Annotated in this window: 16 protein-coding genes; 8 read left to right on the top strand and 8 right to left on the bottom strand. The window is 63.2% G+C overall.

The annotated features are described in order from the left end of the window. Positions 1–176: 176 nt before the first annotated feature. Positions 177–950: a GntR family transcriptional regulator gene (locus tag O7A61_RS01565; protein ID WP_337128105.1), complete on the bottom strand. Its 774-nt coding sequence runs from the start codon at positions 948–950 to the stop codon at positions 177–179. A 153-nt stretch (positions 951–1103) separates the two neighbouring features. Between O7A61_RS01565 and O7A61_RS01560 the strand changes: the two genes are divergently transcribed. From O7A61_RS01560 to kynU, 4 genes are all read left to right on the top strand, one after another. Continuing rightward, the gene (locus O7A61_RS01560) at positions 1104–2090 is read left to right on the top strand and encodes an ABC transporter substrate-binding protein (protein WP_337128104.1); all 987 of its coding nucleotides are present in this window, start codon (positions 1104–1106) and stop codon (positions 2088–2090) included. A gap of 58 nt (positions 2091–2148) precedes the next feature. Then, positions 2149–2928, top strand: coding sequence for an ABC transporter ATP-binding protein (locus tag O7A61_RS01555; protein WP_337128103.1), 780 nt, complete (start codon positions 2149–2151; stop codon positions 2926–2928). 5 nt (positions 2929–2933) lie between these two features. Then, positions 2934–3857 carry an ABC transporter permease gene (locus O7A61_RS01550; protein WP_337106876.1) on the top strand — a complete coding sequence of 308 codons (924 nt, stop codon included), beginning with the start codon at positions 2934–2936 and terminating at the stop codon, positions 3855–3857. Positions 3858–3929: 72 nt separating this feature from the next. Further along, positions 3930–5177, top strand: coding sequence for a kynureninase (gene kynU / locus O7A61_RS01545; protein WP_337128141.1), 1248 nt, complete (start codon positions 3930–3932; stop codon positions 5175–5177). Positions 5178–5196: 19 nt separating this feature from the next. Here kynU and kynA read toward each other — a convergent pair whose 3' ends face one another. Then, the gene (gene kynA / locus O7A61_RS01540) at positions 5197–6033 is read right to left on the bottom strand and encodes a tryptophan 2,3-dioxygenase (protein WP_140505446.1); all 837 of its coding nucleotides are present in this window, start codon (positions 6031–6033) and stop codon (positions 5197–5199) included. Then, complete coding sequence (locus tag O7A61_RS01535; protein ID WP_337128102.1) at positions 6030–7655, bottom strand: AMP-binding protein; 1626 nt, start codon at positions 7653–7655, stop codon at positions 6030–6032. Before O7A61_RS01535 ends, kynA begins: the two co-directional genes overlap by 4 nt. Positions 7656–7821: 166 nt before the next feature. Between O7A61_RS01535 and O7A61_RS01530 the strand changes: the two genes are divergently transcribed. Continuing rightward, positions 7822–8652: an alpha/beta hydrolase gene (locus O7A61_RS01530; RefSeq protein ID WP_337128101.1), complete on the top strand. Its 831-nt coding sequence runs from the start codon at positions 7822–7824 to the stop codon at positions 8650–8652. Positions 8653–8700: 48 nt separating this feature from the next. Here O7A61_RS01530 and O7A61_RS01525 read toward each other — a convergent pair whose 3' ends face one another. From O7A61_RS01525 to O7A61_RS01505, 5 genes are all read right to left on the bottom strand, one after another. Further along, positions 8701–9906, bottom strand: coding sequence for a molybdopterin molybdotransferase MoeA (locus O7A61_RS01525; protein WP_337128100.1), 1206 nt, complete (start codon positions 9904–9906; stop codon positions 8701–8703). Further along, positions 9906–10388 (bottom strand): cyclic pyranopterin monophosphate synthase MoaC, encoded by a 483-nt coding sequence (gene moaC / locus O7A61_RS01520; RefSeq protein WP_337128140.1) that lies wholly within the window; start codon positions 10386–10388, stop codon positions 9906–9908. Before moaC ends, O7A61_RS01525 begins: the two co-directional genes overlap by 1 nt. 66 nt (positions 10389–10454) lie before the next feature. Then, entirely contained in the window at positions 10455–11303 is an 849-nt protein-coding gene (gene trpC, locus O7A61_RS01515) for an indole-3-glycerol phosphate synthase TrpC (protein WP_337128099.1), read from the bottom strand. 3 nt (positions 11304–11306) lie between these two features. Then, positions 11307–12317, bottom strand: a complete 1011-nt coding sequence (gene trpD, locus O7A61_RS01510; protein ID WP_337128098.1) for an anthranilate phosphoribosyltransferase — start codon at positions 12315–12317, stop codon at positions 11307–11309. Next, the gene (locus O7A61_RS01505; protein WP_337128097.1) at positions 12314–14206 is read right to left on the bottom strand and encodes a SurA N-terminal domain-containing protein; all 1893 of its coding nucleotides are present in this window, start codon (positions 14204–14206) and stop codon (positions 12314–12316) included. The genes trpD and O7A61_RS01505 overlap by 4 nt, the downstream gene beginning before the upstream one ends. A gap of 143 nt (positions 14207–14349) precedes the next feature. Here O7A61_RS01505 and tpiA point away from each other — a divergent pair, with 143 nt between their 5' ends. The 3 genes from tpiA to O7A61_RS01490 all read left to right on the top strand — a co-directional run bounded on the left by tpiA (position 14350) and on the right by O7A61_RS01490 (position 17097). Then, entirely contained in the window at positions 14350–15120 is a 771-nt protein-coding gene (tpiA, locus tag O7A61_RS01500) for a triose-phosphate isomerase (RefSeq protein WP_140505435.1), read from the top strand. A 167-nt stretch (positions 15121–15287) separates the two neighbouring features. Next, complete coding sequence (gene secG / locus O7A61_RS01495; RefSeq protein WP_337106885.1) at positions 15288–15755, top strand: preprotein translocase subunit SecG; 468 nt, start codon at positions 15288–15290, stop codon at positions 15753–15755. Between the two features lie 211 nt (positions 15756–15966). Then, positions 15967–17097 carry a L,D-transpeptidase gene (locus O7A61_RS01490; protein ID WP_337128096.1) on the top strand — a complete coding sequence of 377 codons (1131 nt, stop codon included), beginning with the start codon at positions 15967–15969 and terminating at the stop codon, positions 17095–17097. The last annotated feature ends 96 nt before the right edge of the window (positions 17098–17193 follow it).

Raw genomic sequence — 17193 nt, 5'->3', positions numbered from 1 at the left:
GCATCAGTCTTTCGGAGGGCTCTTCGCGGGTGGATTGTACAATTTATGGATCCATTATTCGCGGAACGAAACGAAACCAAAACGCCAACGATTGGTAGCTTTGGGGCGGCGATGGATCCAGGCGTTTGGCCCACTCCGGCCAGCGCATGCCAATAGGCGTCGCGGAAGCGCTGAAGTCACCCGGAACCCGCTTTCAAACTGCCGGCGCGGGCGGCGTATTTGGTCGCGCCGCTGTCTTCGCTATGGACATAGACGTGCAGGGTATAGCCGATATGCGCCGTCATCAGCGCCTTGGCCCGCTCGACGTCACGATCGAGTGCAGCTTCCATGATCGCTGTATGGTGTTCGATCGCAATCGCTTCGCACAATGCCTCCATAGCCTCTTCATAACCGTCCTTCAGGCCAGCCGCGGCCCGCAATGTCGGCGCCAGGCCGAGAAAACGATGATGCCGTCGCAGCTGATCGGCGATGGTCGAGCGGAATCGCATGAGCCAATTGGAAGTCGCCGCGCTCAGCAGCGCCGCATGGAAAGCTTCGTGGTTCTCGTCCCATTTATCGACGGCCGCATCCGAAGGATCGTCGACCGCGGTCTTGCAACGGGAGAGCCGGTAGTGGGCGGTGACAACGGCATCCTCCCACTCCTTGCCGCCTTTTTCCATCGATTCGAGGAACAGGGGTATCTCGACCACCATCCTGGCGCGTGCCAGGTCCTCCAGTTCGGCCCGCGATACCGGAGCGACGGCAAAACCACGATTGCTGATGGCGGTGACCAGGCGTTCGGCCTCTAGCCGCGACAAGGCTTCGCGCAACGGCGTCCAGCCAACACCATAGGTGCCGCGCAGCGCACTCAGCTTGAGCGGGGCCCCGGGCATGAGGCGCGTCGTCAGGATATCGCGCCGCAACAGCTGATAGGCTGCCTCCGTCTTTGTGGAGATCGTTTGATCCTGCATCGCGGTCCATCCATCGTCTGCCAAAGAAAATTATATATGATGTGGGGGCATGGCAAGAATTATATATAATGTTTGACACGGGCCGACGGACTGACCATGATCGCCGCAGTAGCCGCGCTGCAAACGGCGTCGATCAAATCTGGGAGGGAAATGATGTTGAAGTCGAAATCCGCTTGGCTGTCGGGTTTGTTCTTGGCCGGCGCATTGATGGTGAGCGCCGGCAGTGCCGCCGCCGATCAAATCCGCATCGGCATCGCCAATTTTGGCGAGCATCCGCAATTGAACGCGGCCATAGCCGGCTTCAAGAAGGCGCTGACGGACAATGGCTTCGTCGATGGTAAGGACGTCGTCTATACGGAGAGCCATACCAATTTCGATGCATCGCTGGTGCCGCAGATGATCGCAAAGCTGCAGGCCGAGCAGCCCAAGCTGATCTACACCATCACCACGCCGGTCTCGCAGATCGCCAAGAAAGCGCTCGCGGGCTCCGGCATTCCGATCGTCTTTGCCGCGGTCACCGATCCGGTGGCGGCCAAGCTCGTGCCGTCGTGGGACTCGGGTGATGAAGGCATGACTGGCGCCACCGATCTTCAGGATGTTGCCGCGGTGATGGCCTTCACCAAGAAGCTGTTGCCAAACGCCAAGCGTTTTGGTGTGCCTTACAATCCCGGTGAAGCCAACGACGTTGCCCTGATCGAGAAGATCAAGGCGGCGGCACCGGCCGCCGGTTTCGAGGTCGTGGAAGTCGGCATCGACAACGTCAATGACATTCAGCAACGCATCGCCTCGCTCGCCGGGAAAGCCGATGTGATCTACGGACCGACCTCGAACCTGATCCAGCCGGCGATCGCCGCTGTCTCCGCCGCCGCGCGCCAGGCCGGCATCCCGGTCGTCAACGCCGATGACAGCGCGGTCCGCAACGGCACCGTGCCGGCGAGCTTCGCGGTCAATTATACGCAGGTCGGGATCAACGCCGGCAACATCGCGGCCGAAATCCTCAAGGGCAAGGATCCCAAGACGATCGCACCGTCACGCCCGGCCTACAAGGACCACATGGCGTTGATCTCGCGCAAGGCGATGGCTGCGTTCGGCATCGAAATACCGGCTTCGATGGCCGATTGCGGCTGCATCGTCGACTGACATCGGCGCTGTGAGGGTGACGGCGCGGGCGCTGTCACCACAAGGTCAGGGAGGAACGATGCTCGAGATCCGATCCGCGCGTAAGGTATTCTACAAGGGCCAGGCTGACGAGAAGATCGCGCTGGACGGTCTCAGCCTGTCGCTGGCCACAGGCGAGTTCGGCATCGTCATCGGCTCCAACGGGGCCGGCAAGAGCAGCATGCTCAACGCCATTTCCGGCGCTCTGATCCTCGATTCCGGCCAGATTCTGATCAATGGCGCCGATGTGACTGGTATGCCGGTGCACAAGCGCGCCTCGAGACTGGCTCGCGTATTCCAGGATCCGATGCGCGGCACCGCCGCCAGCATGACGGTTGCTGAAAACATGCTGCTGGCTGATTTGCGCAGCAGCAAGCGCACCTTACGCCAGGGGCTGAACGCCACCCGCCTTGCGTCCTACAGGGAACGCCTGTCGATACTGGGTCTCGGCCTTGAAAACCGCCTCGACACACGCGTCGACCTGCTCTCGGGCGGGCAGCGGCAATCCTTGTCGCTGATCATGGCGGTCGGCGGATCGCCTGACTTGCTGCTGCTCGACGAACATACCGCGGCACTTGATCCGCGCACGGCCGAGATTGTCATGCAGGCGACGGTGCGCGCCGTCAGCGCGCTGAAGCTGACGACTTTGATGGTGACCCACAACATGCAGCACGCCGTCGACTATGGCAGCCGCGTGATCATGCTCGACGCGGGCCGCGTCCTTCTGGAAGTTAGCGGCGAGGAGAAGGCGAGGGTCACGGTTATCGATCTGATCGGCCATTTCTCCGTCAAAACCGACCGCATGTTGCTGGCGAGCTGATCACCATGGGTTTTGTTCAGGACATTCTCGCCAGCTTCGTCGCGATCATGCCGGTCACCATGGCGCAGAGCCTGATCCTGGCCTTTGTCGTGCTCGGGATCATGATCCCGTTTCGCATGCTGAATTTTCCCGATCTCACCAGCGAAGGCGCTTTTCCGCTGGGCGGCTGCGTCTGCGGCGTTCTCCTTGCCGCCGGCGCATCGCCGCTGATGGGCATCGCCGCCGCCCTCGTTGTCGGCTTCGCGGCGGGCTGCTGTACCGCGTTCATCCATCTGCGCTTCCGCATCCACACGCTTCTTGCCGGCATCCTGATGATGACGATGCTCTACAGCATCAACCTTCGCATCATGGGCAAGTCCAACCTCTCCGTGTTCGGCTCGCCGACGGTGTTCGACTGGGTGCCGTTCGCGCGGCCGGGTTTTCCCGCCAGCAAGATCGTCGTCGCTGGCCTTCTCGCGCTTATCGCCTTCATGCTGCTCTACATGTTCTTCAGGACCGAGAAGGGCACGGCCGTGCGCGCCGTGGGCGCCAATCCTGACATGGCCGAGGCGCAAGGCATCAATGTCTGGGCCGCGACCATAGGCGGTGTCGGGTTGGCGAGCGCGTTTTCGGCGTCAAGCGGCGCGCTGATGGTGCAGTCGCAGGGATTCGCCGACGTCAATATGGGGCTGGGCATCCTCATCAACGGCCTTGCCGCGCTGATGATCGGCGAGGCCGTCGTCGGCAAGCAGACGGTCTGGCGGCAGCTGCTGGCGCCTTTCGCCGGCGCGATCATCTACTACCAGCTGGTGTCGTTCTGCCTTGCCGCCGGCATGCCGCCGCCCGACCTGAAGCTTGCCACGGGCCTGTTCGTGCTGGCCATGCTCGCCTTGCCCAGTCTCAAGCGCAGTCGCGGGCCGGCGCCAGCACGCGAAGCGATCCGTGAATAGCTCGTAAACCCCAAGCCCCCCAAGTCCCCCCAAACCCCACCAGGGCGTGAATAATCAGGGATGTCACAAATGATGCGCGCAATTCCCGATCTCGCAGCCGTCGAAGCCATGGACGCGGCGGACCCGCTGCGCGCCATGCGCGACCGCTTCATCTTGCCGGAAGGCGTCATCTACCTCGACGGCAATTCGCTCGGGGCCGCGGCGCCCGCCGTCTTTGACGAATTGCAGAAGGCAGCGACGCAGGAGTGGGCGCAGGACCTGATCCGTGCCTGGAACACAGCCGGCTGGTTCGACATGCCGGTCGCGCTTGGCGACCAGCTGGGACGCCTGATCGGTGCGGCGGCCGGCCAGACGGTGGTCTGCGATACGACCTCGATCAACATCTACAAGGTGCTGCATGCCGCACTCGGCATGCGGCCGGAACGTTCGATCATCGTCGCCGAGGGCGACAGCTTTCCGACCGATCTCTACATGGCCGAAGGCGTGGCCTCGACGCGACCCGGCACCGTGCTGCGGCTCGAGGGCGTCGACGCGCCGACCATTGAGGAACTGATCGACGAGCGTGTCGCGGTCATCCTGGTCAACCATGTCAATTACAAATCCGGCCAGCTGCGCGACATGGCGGCACTGACATGCAAGGCCCACCAGGTCGGTGCGCTCATCGTCTGGGATCTCTGCCATACGGCCGGCGCCTTGCCGGTCGAGCTCGACAGCGCCAATGCCGATTTCGCCATCGGCTGCACCTACAAATATCTCAATGGTGGTCCGGGCGCGCCAGCCTTCATCTACGCAGCCGAGCGTCATCACGACAAAGTCCGGCAGCCGCTCAGCGGTTGGTGGGGCCATGCGCGGCCCTTTGCCTTCGAACAGGGTTATGCGGCCGGCAGCGGCATCCGCCGGTTCCTGTGCGGCACGCAGGCTGTCTTGTCGATGCGGGCGCTGAAGGGGGCACTGGACCTTTGGGACGATGTCGACATGGCGGTGGTGCGCAAGAAGAGCATCGCGCTCACCGATCTGTTCATCCAACTCGTCGAGACCAGATGCGGCGCCTACGGCCTGGAGCTGGAAAGCCCGCGCGACGGCAATGCGCGTGGAAGCCAGGTTTCATTCCTCCACCCCAATGGCTACCAGGTGATGCGGGCACTGATCGAGCGCGGCGTGATCGGCGATTTCCGTGCGCCGTCGACGATCCGCTTCGGATTCACGCCGCTCTATGTCGGTTACACCGATGTATGGCAGGCGGTCGACGTACTGGAAGATATCCTGCGCACCGGCGCCTGGAAGGATGCGCGCTTCGCGGTCAAGACGGCGGTGACCTGAACAGTCGTCAAACAAGGGTTCAGAGCCGGGTACGGACGTTCCAGAGTTCCGGAAACAGGACGACCTCGAGCATCTTCTTGAGATAGGAGGCGCCCGATGTGCCGCCGGTGCCACGCTTCAGGCCGATGATGCGTTCCACTGTGGTGACGTGGTTGAAGCGCCAGCGGCGGAAGTAGTCCTCGAAGTCGACCAGCTTCTCGGCCAATTCGTAGAACATCCAGTAGCGCTGCGGATCGCGGTACACCGTCTGCCAGGCGACCAGGACTTCTTCGTTTTCCGTCCGCGTCTCGCGCCACTCCGTGCGCTTTGCGTCCGCCCCAATGTCGAAGCCGTTGCGCGCCAGAAGCAGCAGCGCTTCATCGTAGAGCGACGGCTCGGCCAGGATTGCCTCCAGCTTGGCGTTGAGGTCCGGCCGGTGCTTGTGCGGCCCGAGCATGGCGAGGTTACGGTTGCCGGCCATGAACTCGATGGCGCGATACTGCCAGGATTGGAAACCCGAGGACTGGCCGAGCGAGTCGCGGAACTCGGTGTATTCGCTGGGCGTCATCGTGCGCAGCACGTCCCAGGCATTGTTCAACTGCTCGAAAATACGGGCGACGCGCGACAGCATCTTGAAGCTCGGCTCGAGCCGATCGGCACGGATCGAACGGATCGCAGCACCGATCTCATGCAAGGCGAGCTTCATCCATAATTCCGATGTCTGGTGCTGGATGATGAACAGCATTTCGTCATGCGCCGATGACAGCGGCGCCTGCGCGTCGAGCACTTTCTGCAGTTGCAGATAGTCGCTGTAGGACATGCGTTCCTTGAACGACATCTCAGCGCCTTCGGACGCCGGATCGTAGGGCTCGCTCAATTGATCTTCTCCGTGCGCAGCCGGAAGCGCTGGATCTTGCCGGTCTGGGTCTTGGGCAGGGCGGCGATGAATTTGACCGATCGCGGGTATTTATAGGGCGCGATGGTTGCCTTGACGTGCTCCTGCAGGCGCTTGACGGTCATCGCGTCTGGCGAGACACCTTGCACCAGAACGACATGCGCCTCGACGATCTGGCCGCGCTCGCCATCGTCGGCGCCGATGACCGCGCATTCGGCGACATCGGGATGCGAAAGCAGCGCCGCCTCGACCTCGGGTCCGGCGATGTTGTAGCCGGCGCTGACGATCATGTCGTCGGAACGCGCGGCGAAGTGGAAGAAGCCGTCCTCATCCTGCGTGAAGGTGTCGCCGGTGAGGTTCCAGCCGTCGCGCACATAGTCCTTCTGCCTGTCATCGGCCATGTAGCGGCAGCCGGTTGGCCCGCGCACCGCCAGCCGTCCGGTCTCGCCACGCGGCACCTCGTGCATGTCGCCGTCGACGATGCGGGCCTCATAGCCGCCGACCGGCTTGCCGGTCGAAGCCGGCTTCCTGTCGTCAAAGCGGTTGGAGATGAAGATGTGCAGCATTTCGGTGGCGCCGATGCCGTCGAGGATCGGCTTGCCGGTCTTTCGCGTCCACTCTTCGAAGACCGGCGCCGGCAAGGTCTCGCCGGCCGAAACGGCAACACGCAGCGATGACAGATCGGCGCCTTCGTCCATGGCCTTCAGCATGGCCCGGTAGGCGGTCGGCGCGGTGAAGGAAATGGTCGCTTTGTAGGTCTCGATGATGTGGACCATGTTGGGCGGCGTCGCCTGTTCCAGCAGTGTCGCCGCCGCACCGAAGCGCAGGGGGAATATGGCGAGCCCGCCAAGGCCAAAGGTGAAGGCGAGCGGCGGCGAGCCGACGAAGATGTCGTCCGGCGTCACCTGCAGGACTTCACGGGCGTAGGCATCGGCGATGATCAGGAGATCGCGGTGGAAATGCATCGTCGCCTTCGGCACGCCTGTCGTGCCCGAGGTGAAGCCGAGCAGGGCGACGTCATCGCGGCCGGTGCTGACGGCGGTGAAGGTGACCGGCTTGTCGAGGGCGGCGCGGTCGAGCTCGGCGTCATGGTTGGCGGTGCCGTCGAAGCCGATCACCTGCTTCAGGAACGCACTGTCCTTGGCGCAGGCGGTCATCTCGTCCATCAGCCTGGTGTCGCAGAGCGCGGTCGTTATTTCCGCCTTGTCGACGATCTTGGTGAGTTCACCGGCGCGCAGCATCGGCATGGTGTTTACGACGACAGCGCCGACCTTGGTGGCGGCCAGCCAGCAGGCGACCATTGCCGGGTTATTGGCGGAGCGTATCAGCACCCGGTTGCCCGGCTTGACGCCATAATTCTCGACCAGCGCATGGGCGAGCCGGTTCGTCCAGTCGGACAGTTCCTTGTAGGTGCGGCGACGGCCGTTGCCGATCAGCGCGGTGTGGTCGCCAAGGCCTTTCTCGACCAGCCTGTCGGTCAATTCGACACCGGCGTTGAGGTGTTCCGGATAGTCGAAGCCGTCGAGCAGGAAGTCGGGCCATTGGTCGGGCGGCGGCAAATGATCGCGCGTGAACGTGTCGATATGCGCTGAAGGCCCAAGCATCTTGCGGCTGCCCCTGTCTGCCTCACGTCCATGGTCGAACAGAGCGCAGGATCGCACCAGTCGAAATTTGTTTCAAGCCTAAAATGTTTTTCGCTCGAGCATTGACGCATGACATGGCGGCGGCCATTGCTAGTGTTGAAACGATACCGCTTCGGGGAGGGTGCCGATGCTCGACCATCGCATTGCCGACTGGGACAATGCCTACGCCAACGGCGCCAATATCGCCGGCAGCGACCGTTGGCCGGCCGCCTGGGCGGAACCCGCGCAAGCATTCCGAGACGCGATGTCGGCGCAGGGCCGGGCACGGCTCGACATCGCCTATGGCGACGGGCCGCGCAATCGGTTCGACCTTTTCCTTCCCGATGTCGCGCCCAGGGGACTCGTGGTGTTCATCCATGGCGGCTATTGGATGGAGACCGACAAGAGCTTGTGGTCGCACCTCGCCGGTGGCGGGGTCGGCACCGGCTTTGCCGTGGCGATGCCGTCCTATACGCAATGCCCCGATATACTCATCGCCGGCATTGTCAGCGAAATCGGGGCGGCGATCGGCAAGGCGGCGGCCATGGTCGGGGGACCACTGATGCTGACCGGACATTCGGCCGGCGGCCATCTCGCCAGCCGCATGGTGACGACATCGACGCCTTTGACGGCCGATGTCTCGCGGCGCATACGCCATGTCGTTTCGATTTCAGGCTTGCATGATTTGCGTCCGCTGATGCGCACGGACATGAACACGGTGCTGAAAATCGACGAGCATGAGGCGCTGACGGAAAGCCCGGCACTGCTGCGGCCCATGGATGGTGTCCGCATCACCTGCTGGGCTGGCGGCGGGGAGCGTTCCGAGTTCCTGCGCCAGAATGCATTGCTGGCCAATATCTGGACCGGGCTTGGCGCCATCACCAGTGCCGTGGTCGAGCCCGATCGGCATCATTACGACGTCGTTGATGGCCTTGCCGATCCGGCCCATGCGTTGACCCGGACCTTGATCTCGGAATAGCCGAGATCATTTTTGTCTTGTTTATCAGCTTATTTATGGGAAAATTCTTTAGCGCAACATCAGAACGCTGCAAACGTCTCCGGCAGCGGATGCAGGGGCAAAAGGCGCGCGCACGACCAGCCCGTTGGCGTCGGCAAGCATCCTCAGCATCGAGGAATCCTGGATACCGAACGGCGTTGCCACCAGTTCGCCGTGGCCTTCCCTGACCACCGCCCGCACATAATCCTGGCGCAGATCATTGGCGGGCATTGCGGTGCCCAGCCGCGCCTGACGGAAGTCCTGACGGTAGGCGCGACCGCCCAGCCTGGCCAGAAGCGGCTTCAGGAACAATTGCGAGCAGACCAGGCTTGCCACCGGGTTGCCGGGCAGGCCGATGCATCTGATATCGCCGAGGCGTCCGAACATCAGTGGCTTGCCGGGACGCATGGCGATCTTCCAGAAGCCGAGCGTCATGCCTTCGCCGGTCAGCACGTCATGGATCAGGTCGTGGTCGCCGACCGAGGCGCCGCCCAGCGTAACGATGACATCGGCGCCCGCCGCGACCGCTTTCCTGACCATGCCGGCGATGGCGTCCTTGCGGTCGGCGGCGATCCCTAGATCGAGCGCGCGGGCACCGACCGACTGTGCTGCAGCGGCGACGCCATAAGCGTTGGACGAAATAATCTGGTCAGGCCCGAGTTCGCTCCCGGGCGGCAACAGCTCGTCACCGGTGGCGATGATGGCGACCAGCGGCCGTTTCACCACGCTCACTCGGGGATGATTGGCCGATGCCGCCAGCGACAGTGCCGCCGGGTCGAGCACGCGTCCCTTTTCCAGCAGCACGTCGCCCTTGGAAAAATCGAGACCGATGCGGCGGATGTTACGCCACTCCGCGGCGGGCTCGATCACCTCGATATTGCCACCGCCGATATCCCGGACATTTTCCTGGATGACGATGGTGTCGGCGCCGTCAGGCAGCGGTGCGCCGGTGAAGATGCGCACGGCCTGTGCCTGGCCGACCGTACCGTCAAAGCCGCGCCCGGCTGGCGCCATGCCGATCACCGCGAGTTTCGACGGCACCGACGCCACGTCGGCGGCACGCACTGCATAGCCGTCCATGGCCGAAGCGTTGAAAGGTGGCTGGGTGCGAAGCGCCACGACGGGTTCCGCCAGCACACGATCGACAGCCTCGATGAGAGGAACGCTTTCGCCCTCCAGCGGCACGGCGCCATCAAGCAGGCGTTCGAGCGCCTCGACGACTGGAACCAGCGCCATCAGGCACCTGCCTTGTAGTCGCCAGACTTGCCGCCGGTCTTTTCGACCAGCCGGATACCTGAGATGACCATGGCGCGGTCCACCGCCTTTGCCATGTCGTAGATGGTCAGGCAGGCCACGGACGCGGCGGTCAGCGCCTCCATTTCGACCCCGGTCTTGCCGGTGACGCGCGCCAGGGCAGTGACCTTCAGGCCTGGCAGCGCATGATCAGGCTCAATGTCGACGGAAACCTTGGTCAGCAGCAGGGGGTGGCAGAGCGGGATCAATTCATGCGTCTTCTTCGCCGCCATGATGCCGGCGATGCGCGCGGTGCCGAGCACATCGCCTTTCTTGGCATTGCCGGCAAGGATGGTCTTCAACGTCTCTGGCTGCATCGAGACGAAACCCTCGGCAATCGCGGTGCGCGTCGTCTCGTCCTTGTCGCCGACATCGACCATGTTGGCCTCGCCCTGCGCGCCGAGATGAGTGAGGCCGGCCGCCATCGTCAAATCGCCATAGAACGACGTGCGTCCATTCGGACGCACAAAGTGCGCTCTATCACTTTGACTCTATGCATCGTGCTCTCCGAAAATCGATTCCGATTTTCGGGCCGACCCATCGGGCGCCTTGCCCGTGAGCAGCGAGCGTGTTGCAGCGGTCACATCCCGTTGGCGCATCAAGCTCTCGCCCACCAGGAAGGCGTCGATGTCCATCCTTTGCAGTCTAAGGCAATCGTCACGCGAGAAGATGCCGCTCTCGCTGACCAGCAAATGACCAACCGGCACCATTGCCCGCAGCCGCTCCGACGTATCGAGGCTGGTCTCGAATGTCCGCAGGTTGCGGTTGTTGATACCGATCAATTGCGATGACAGTTTCAGCGCGCGCTCCGTCTCGGCTTCGTCGTGCACCTCGATCAGGGCATCCATGCCGAGCTCGAATGCCGTCGATTCGAGTTCGCTTGCCATGGCGTCATCGACGCTGGCCATGATGATCAAAATGGCGTCCGCGCCCCAGGCCCGCGCCTCGTAGACCTGGTAGGGGTCGAATAGGAAATCCTTGCGCAGGGCGGGCAGCGTCACGGCGGCTCGCGCCTTGGTCAGGAACTCCGGTGCGCCCTGAAAGGAGGGCGCATCGGTCAGCACGGAAAGGCAGGCCGCGCCGCCTTTTTCATAAGCCTTGGCCAGACTCGGCGGATCGAAATCGGCACGGATCAACCCTTTGGACGGACTTGCCTTCTTGATCTCGGCGATCAGTGCAAAGCCGCCCGATCTGCGCTTCGCTTGGAGCGCGGCGAGAAAGCCGCGCGGCGCGTCGGCGTCTTTTGCGCGCGCCTTGATCTCGGCCAGCGGCAGGCGTGCCTTGGCGGCGGCTATCTCGTCGCGCTTGTAGGCTTCGATCTTACGCAAAATGTCAGACACGGTTCACCCGTTCGAAATTTCGACCAGCCGGTCGAGCACCTGCAGCGCCCGGCCGCCGTCGATCGCCTGCGCGGCGATGGCGATGCCGTCGCCGAGTGTCGTCGCCTTGCCGGCGATCACCAGTCCGGCGCCGGCATTCATCAACACCGTGTCGCGGTAGGCGCCGGCGGCGCCGCCCAGCATGTCGCGCAAGGCCTTGGCATTATAGGCGGCATCACCGCCGCGCAGCTCATCCTTGGTATGGCGCTTCAGTCCAACCTCTTCCGGGGTCAGCGTAAAGCTGCGGATTTCGCCGCCAACCAGTTCGACAACCTGCGTCTCGCCTGTGGTGGTGATCTCGTCATAGCCATCGCCATGGGCGACCCAGGCATGCTCGGTGCCGAGCGCCTTCAGCGTTTCGGCCACCGGCATGATCCATTCCGGCATGAACACGCCGACCATCTGCCGCTTGACGCTGGCCGGGTTGGAAAGCGGGCCGAGCAGGTTGAAGATGGTGCGCGTGCCAAGCTCGCCCCGAACCGGACCGACATGCTTCATCGCCGGATGGTGCGCCGGCGCGAACATGAAGCCGACACCGGCTTCATGGATGCATTTGCCGATCATCTCCGGCGCAATGTCGATCTTGACGCCGAGGGCAATCAGCACGTCGGCCGCGCCGGTCAGCGAGGACAGGCCACGATTGCCGTGCTTGGCGACAGGCACGCCGCTGCCGGCAATGACAAAGGCGGAGGCCGTCGAGATGTTGACCGAGTGCGAATTGTCGCCGCCGGTGCCGACGATGTCGATGGCGCCGTCAGGGGCATCGACGCGAAGCATCTTGGCGCGCATCGTTGCGACAGCGCCCGAAATCTCGTTCACCGTCTCGCCGCGCACGCGCAGCGCCATCAGGAAGCCGCCGATCTGCCCTGGGGTCGCATCGCCCGACATGATGATGTCGAAGGCCTCGCAGGCCTCCTCGAAGGACAGGGCAGTGCCGGTCGCGACCTTGGCGATATGGGTTTTCAGCGCGCTCATCTCGTCGAGGCTTGGGCAACGGCGGCCTGGTCGATGCGGACGTCGTACTGCGTCTGCAACTGCGCCACCAATTGGTCGAGCAGGTCGTCGGACATGCCGGAGGTGAATGATTTCTGCGCGTCTTCCGGCACCGAGCTGGCGTCGGCGCCGGCCGGTTCGAACACTTCGGCGACCTTGAACAGGATCTGGCCGTCGCCGGTGGGCGAGGGGATCAAGCCGGTGCCGCCTTCGCCGACCCCGAACATCACGGCGGCGCCCTCCTTGCCGAAATCGGCATCATCGGCTTCGCGCTTCAAACCGCGCTTGGTCTGCTTTTCCAGCTTGAGGTCACCGGCAATGACGTCGAGCGTGGCGCCGGCCTTGAGGCGCTTCTCGAGTTCGCCCGCCTTGGCGGCGAGCCGCTTGGTGGTCTCGGCCGCCGTCCAGTCGGCGACAACTTTCTGGCGCACCTCGTCAAGAGTGCGGTCGCGGGCCGGTGTGATCGAACCGACCTCATAGAAGACGAAGCCGTTGTCCGCGGTGGTCAGCGCCTCGTTTTCGGTGTTGGGTTCCGCATCAAAGACGGCCTTGATCAGCGACGGTGATTCCGGCAGGTCCTTGACGATGGAGCCATCGGGCCTCAGGCCATTGCGATCGATGGCGTCGACGGTGATGTCCTTAAGCTTCAATTTGGCGGCCGCGTCGGCCAGAGAACTGCCCGATGCACGGGTGTCCTCATAATTGTCGTGCACATCCAAAAGGATACGGCTTGCCTCGCCCAGCGCCAGGTCCTTGCGGATCTGGTCGGACACTTCGGCGAGCGGCTTTACCGCCTCGGGCTTGATCTCGGTCACGCGCAACAGCACTGGGCCGAAGGTGCCCTGAACGACCTGGCTGACTTCATTGACGTTGAGCGCGAAGGCGGCATCGGCAACCGCCTTGTCGGCGATCTTGTCCTTGGCGAGCGTGCCAAGCAGCGTGTCGGCCGGGGCCTTGCCTTCGGCGATCACCAGTTTGTCGAAGGTGGCGCCGGCCTTGAGCGAATCGAGTGCTGCCTTGGCCGCATCCGGCGTCTTGAACACAAGCTGCTCGATGGTGCGCATTTCGGGCGTGGTGTAGCGTGCCTTGTTCTTGTTGTAGTCGTCGCTGACCTGCTGGTCGGTGACCGCGGTCGTGTCCATGATGTCCACCGGCTCCAGGCGGACATACGAGAATTTGCGGTATTCAGGTGCGGCGTAGGTTTTCTTGTTGGCCTCGAAATAGGCCTGGAGCACGCTGTCGCTCGGCGCTTCGATCGGCTCGACCAGCGTCTTTGGCAATGTCAAATAGTCGACGGTGCGGTCTTCACCGCGGTAGAGCGCGACCGCCTTGAAGAACGTGTCCGGCGCCTTGAGGCCGTCCGAGACAGCCTCGACGATCTGCTGGCGCACCGCCACCTGGGCGCGGTTCTTCAGGTAATCCTCGGGCCGCATGCCGACCTCGTGCAGCATGTAGTCGAATGTCCTTCGGTCGAACTGACCACCAGGGCCCTTGAAAGCCGGATCTTCGCGGGTGAGTTCGGCCAGCCGGTCCTTGGAGAGGCCGAGGCCCAGCTTGCGTGCCTGTTCGTCGAGAACGGCACCGGAAACGAGTTGCGCCAGCACCTGGTTGTCGATGCCGAGCGCCTTTGCCTGTTCATGAGTGAGGCGCTGACCGAACTGCTGCGACATGACGGCGAGCTGGCGGTCATATGCAAGGCGGTATTCGTTGATCGATACCTTGGTGCCGCCGGCCGTTATCACCGAATCGTGGCCCGCAAGGCCGCCCATCAGCCGTCCGGAGATGCCCCACGCGGCGAAACTGACCACCAGCAGCGAAAGCAATGTCTTCGCGACCCAGGTACCCGCCGCGCTTCTCAATATACCAAGCATGGTTACTTCCGATTTATGCGCATTTTCGCATGCGCCGAGTCTGAAACAAGCGCAATAGCGCCCTTCCGGTCCACTGTCGATTGCTTTGTGGCCTGATTTTGGTAGTGAGGGCCAGAGCCTGATATCCCCCGGAGAAGCACACCATGACGCCAGGAATTCGCCCGCTTGTCGCCGGCAACTGGAAAATGAACGGCACCAGCGCCTCGCTGAACGAGCTCAGGATGATCGGTAACGGTTTCATGAGCGGGCTCGACGCCGAGACCGAAGCACTGGTCTGTGTTCCCGCGACACTGCTTTCCCATGCCGCCGAGATCCTGTCGCGCACGCCGGTCCATGCCGGCGGTGAGGACTGCCATAGCAAGGAGAGCGGCGCCTATACCGGCTGCATTTCCGCGGAGATGCTGAAGGACGCGGGCGCGAGCCATGTCATTGTCGGTCATTCCGAATGCCGCGAACAAAGCGGCGAGGACGACGCGACGGTCCAGGCCAAGGCCACCGCGGCCTGGCGTGCCGGGCTGGTGGCCATCGTTTGCATCGGCGAGACGCGGCAGGAGCGTGAGGCTGGAGCCACGCTGGAGGTGCTGTCGCGCCAGGTGGCCGGCTCGGTGCCGCCAAGTGCCACGCCATCCAACACCGTCATTGCCTATGAGCCGGTTTGGGCGATCGGCACCGGCTTGACGCCAACCGCGGCCGATGTGGCCGAAGCGCATGCGCATATCCGCGAAAAGCTGTCGGAAAAACTCGGCGCCGCCGCCGCCAGGATGCGCATTCTCTATGGCGGCTCGGTCAAGCCGTCCAACGCGGTGGAGCTGCTGGGCGTCCGGAATGTCGATGGCGCGCTGGTCGGCGGCGCCAGCCTGAAAGCGGCTGATTTCCTGGGTATCGCCGAAGCCTATCGCAGCATTGCAGGCTGAGAGTCACGAGGGTGGGCGGGTCTCGTCCCGTCCAAATTCGTTGCAAAGGGCGCGTTGCTTCCCATATTCCGGCCACGGGCTTGGAAATGCCGTGAAAGCATTGTATTGAGCCGCCTCCAATTCACCGGTCGTGTCCGCGGCCGGGCAAGGCCTTGCCAGGATAAACTATGCAAACCGTACTGATCGTCATCCATCTCATGGTCGTACTCGCCCTTGTCGGCGTGGTGCTGCTGCAGCGCTCCGAAGGCGGCGGCCTCGGCATTGGTGGCGGATCGGGCTTCATGACTGCACGCGGCGCCGCCAACGCTTTGACCCGGGCGACGGCGATCCTGGCGGCTGCGTTCTTTGTGACGTCGCTGACCTTGTCGATCATCGCCCGCTACGGCGAGAAACCGATCGACATTCTCGATCGGGTTCCCACAACCTCGGACGGCAAGGGCGTGCTCAACCAACTGCCGGGTAAGACCACGCCGGCACCGGCCGGCAACGCTACGCCGACGCCGCCGTCCGGAAACGACGCCGCGGCAAAGCCTCCGGCAACGGCCCCGGCCACGGCACCCGCCGCCGGCTCGACGCCGCCAGCGACCGGGACCACCAACACCGCGCCGGCGGCGCCTCAGGTTCCGAACCAGTAACCTTGACGTTTCCAAACCGCGATCTGTGATCGTTTGAACACAGTCGCGGCAAATGCTGCGCGATCACGAAGATTCGACGGGCAGCAGTGCGGTCTCGCGCTTGAGGCATCCGCGCTTATTCGACTATAGATTGCACGCGGCATTTTCGGCGTCCTTGGGGGACGCCGGGCGACGCCGTGGGCAACAAGCATTGAACGATCGGATCTTCGCCATGCAGCTTCGCAGCTTCATTTTCCTGGGACTTTGCGCCGCAATCGGCATGAGTTCCCCGGCCTTCGCCGGCATGCCGGCAAATATGGCCGCACAACAGTCGGTGTCGCTTGAAAAAACCGACGCCATCCCCGTCGCGGCCAAGAGCGATGCGGCGCAGTTGAAGCTTCTCAAGAAGAAGAAAACCCCGACACCGGACGACCTCGCCCAGATCAAGAAGATCGAGGCCAAGATCGCCGCTGGCAAGGAAGACGCCAAAGCCAAGGCGCTCGAAGCCAGGAAGCTGGCGATGCGCGAGGCAGCCAAAGCCAGGGCTGACGCGGACCGGAAGGCATTCCTGGCCAGCAAGGGTCAGAAAGCACCGGCAACCGAAGTGGCCGATGCCAAGCCGACCAAGAAGACCATCAAGATTATCGAGCCGATTGAACCGGTCACGCCTATCCAGTCGGCCGAGCCTGTCCCGGCCGAGGTGATGAATGTCGCTTTGACCGGTAACAATGGCGAATTGCGCAGCGAGGTGGTCGGCGGCCAGAAGCAGTCAAGCGGCGGCCTGTTCGCCGGTCTGTTCGGTGGAACCTCATCTGGCTCATCGATCAGCTATCTGCCCGAGACACGCGCGCTCGACTCGGCACTTGCCCAGAAGAATGCCAAGAAGCCGTTCAAGGTGAAGCCGGAATTCGTGCCTCAGGACGTGGAATTCACGGGCTACGATGCCGGCACGATCGTCATCGACACCAGTGCTCGCCGGCTCTATCTCGTCGAATCATCGACCACCGCACGCCGCTACGCCATCGCGGTCGGCCGCGAAGGCCTGCAGTTCAAGGGCACGGTCGCGGTCGGCGACAAGCAGGAATGGCCGCGCTGGATCCCGACGCTCGACATGCAGAAGCGCGAGCCCAAGCACTACGGCCAGTACAAGGACGGCATGGCCGGCGGCGGCCAGAACCCGCTCGGCGCACGCGCCATCTATCTCTATGACGGCAAGAAGGATACGCATCTGCGTATCCACGGCACCATCGCGCCGCAGTCGATCGGCACCAGTGCCTCCAATGGCTGCTTCCGCATGATGAACGAGCACGTCATGGACCTCTACAGTCGCGTCCGGGTCGGCACCAAAGTCGTCATCATCTGACGTTTCCATCATCATGCCGAAAGGGCCGGCTCAGCCGGCCCTTTTGTTTTGCTTAAGGTCCCGCTCAAACCTGTTTGGTCGTGATCTTGTCCAAAA

This window comes from Mesorhizobium sp. Cs1321R2N1, assembly GCF_037179725.1.
In the GTDB taxonomy this organism is placed as follows: Bacteria; Pseudomonadota; Alphaproteobacteria; order Rhizobiales; family Rhizobiaceae; genus Mesorhizobium; species Mesorhizobium salmacidum.
The sequence above is the reverse complement of the archived record's forward strand: the minus strand, read 5'-3'. Positions and strand labels throughout refer to the sequence as shown.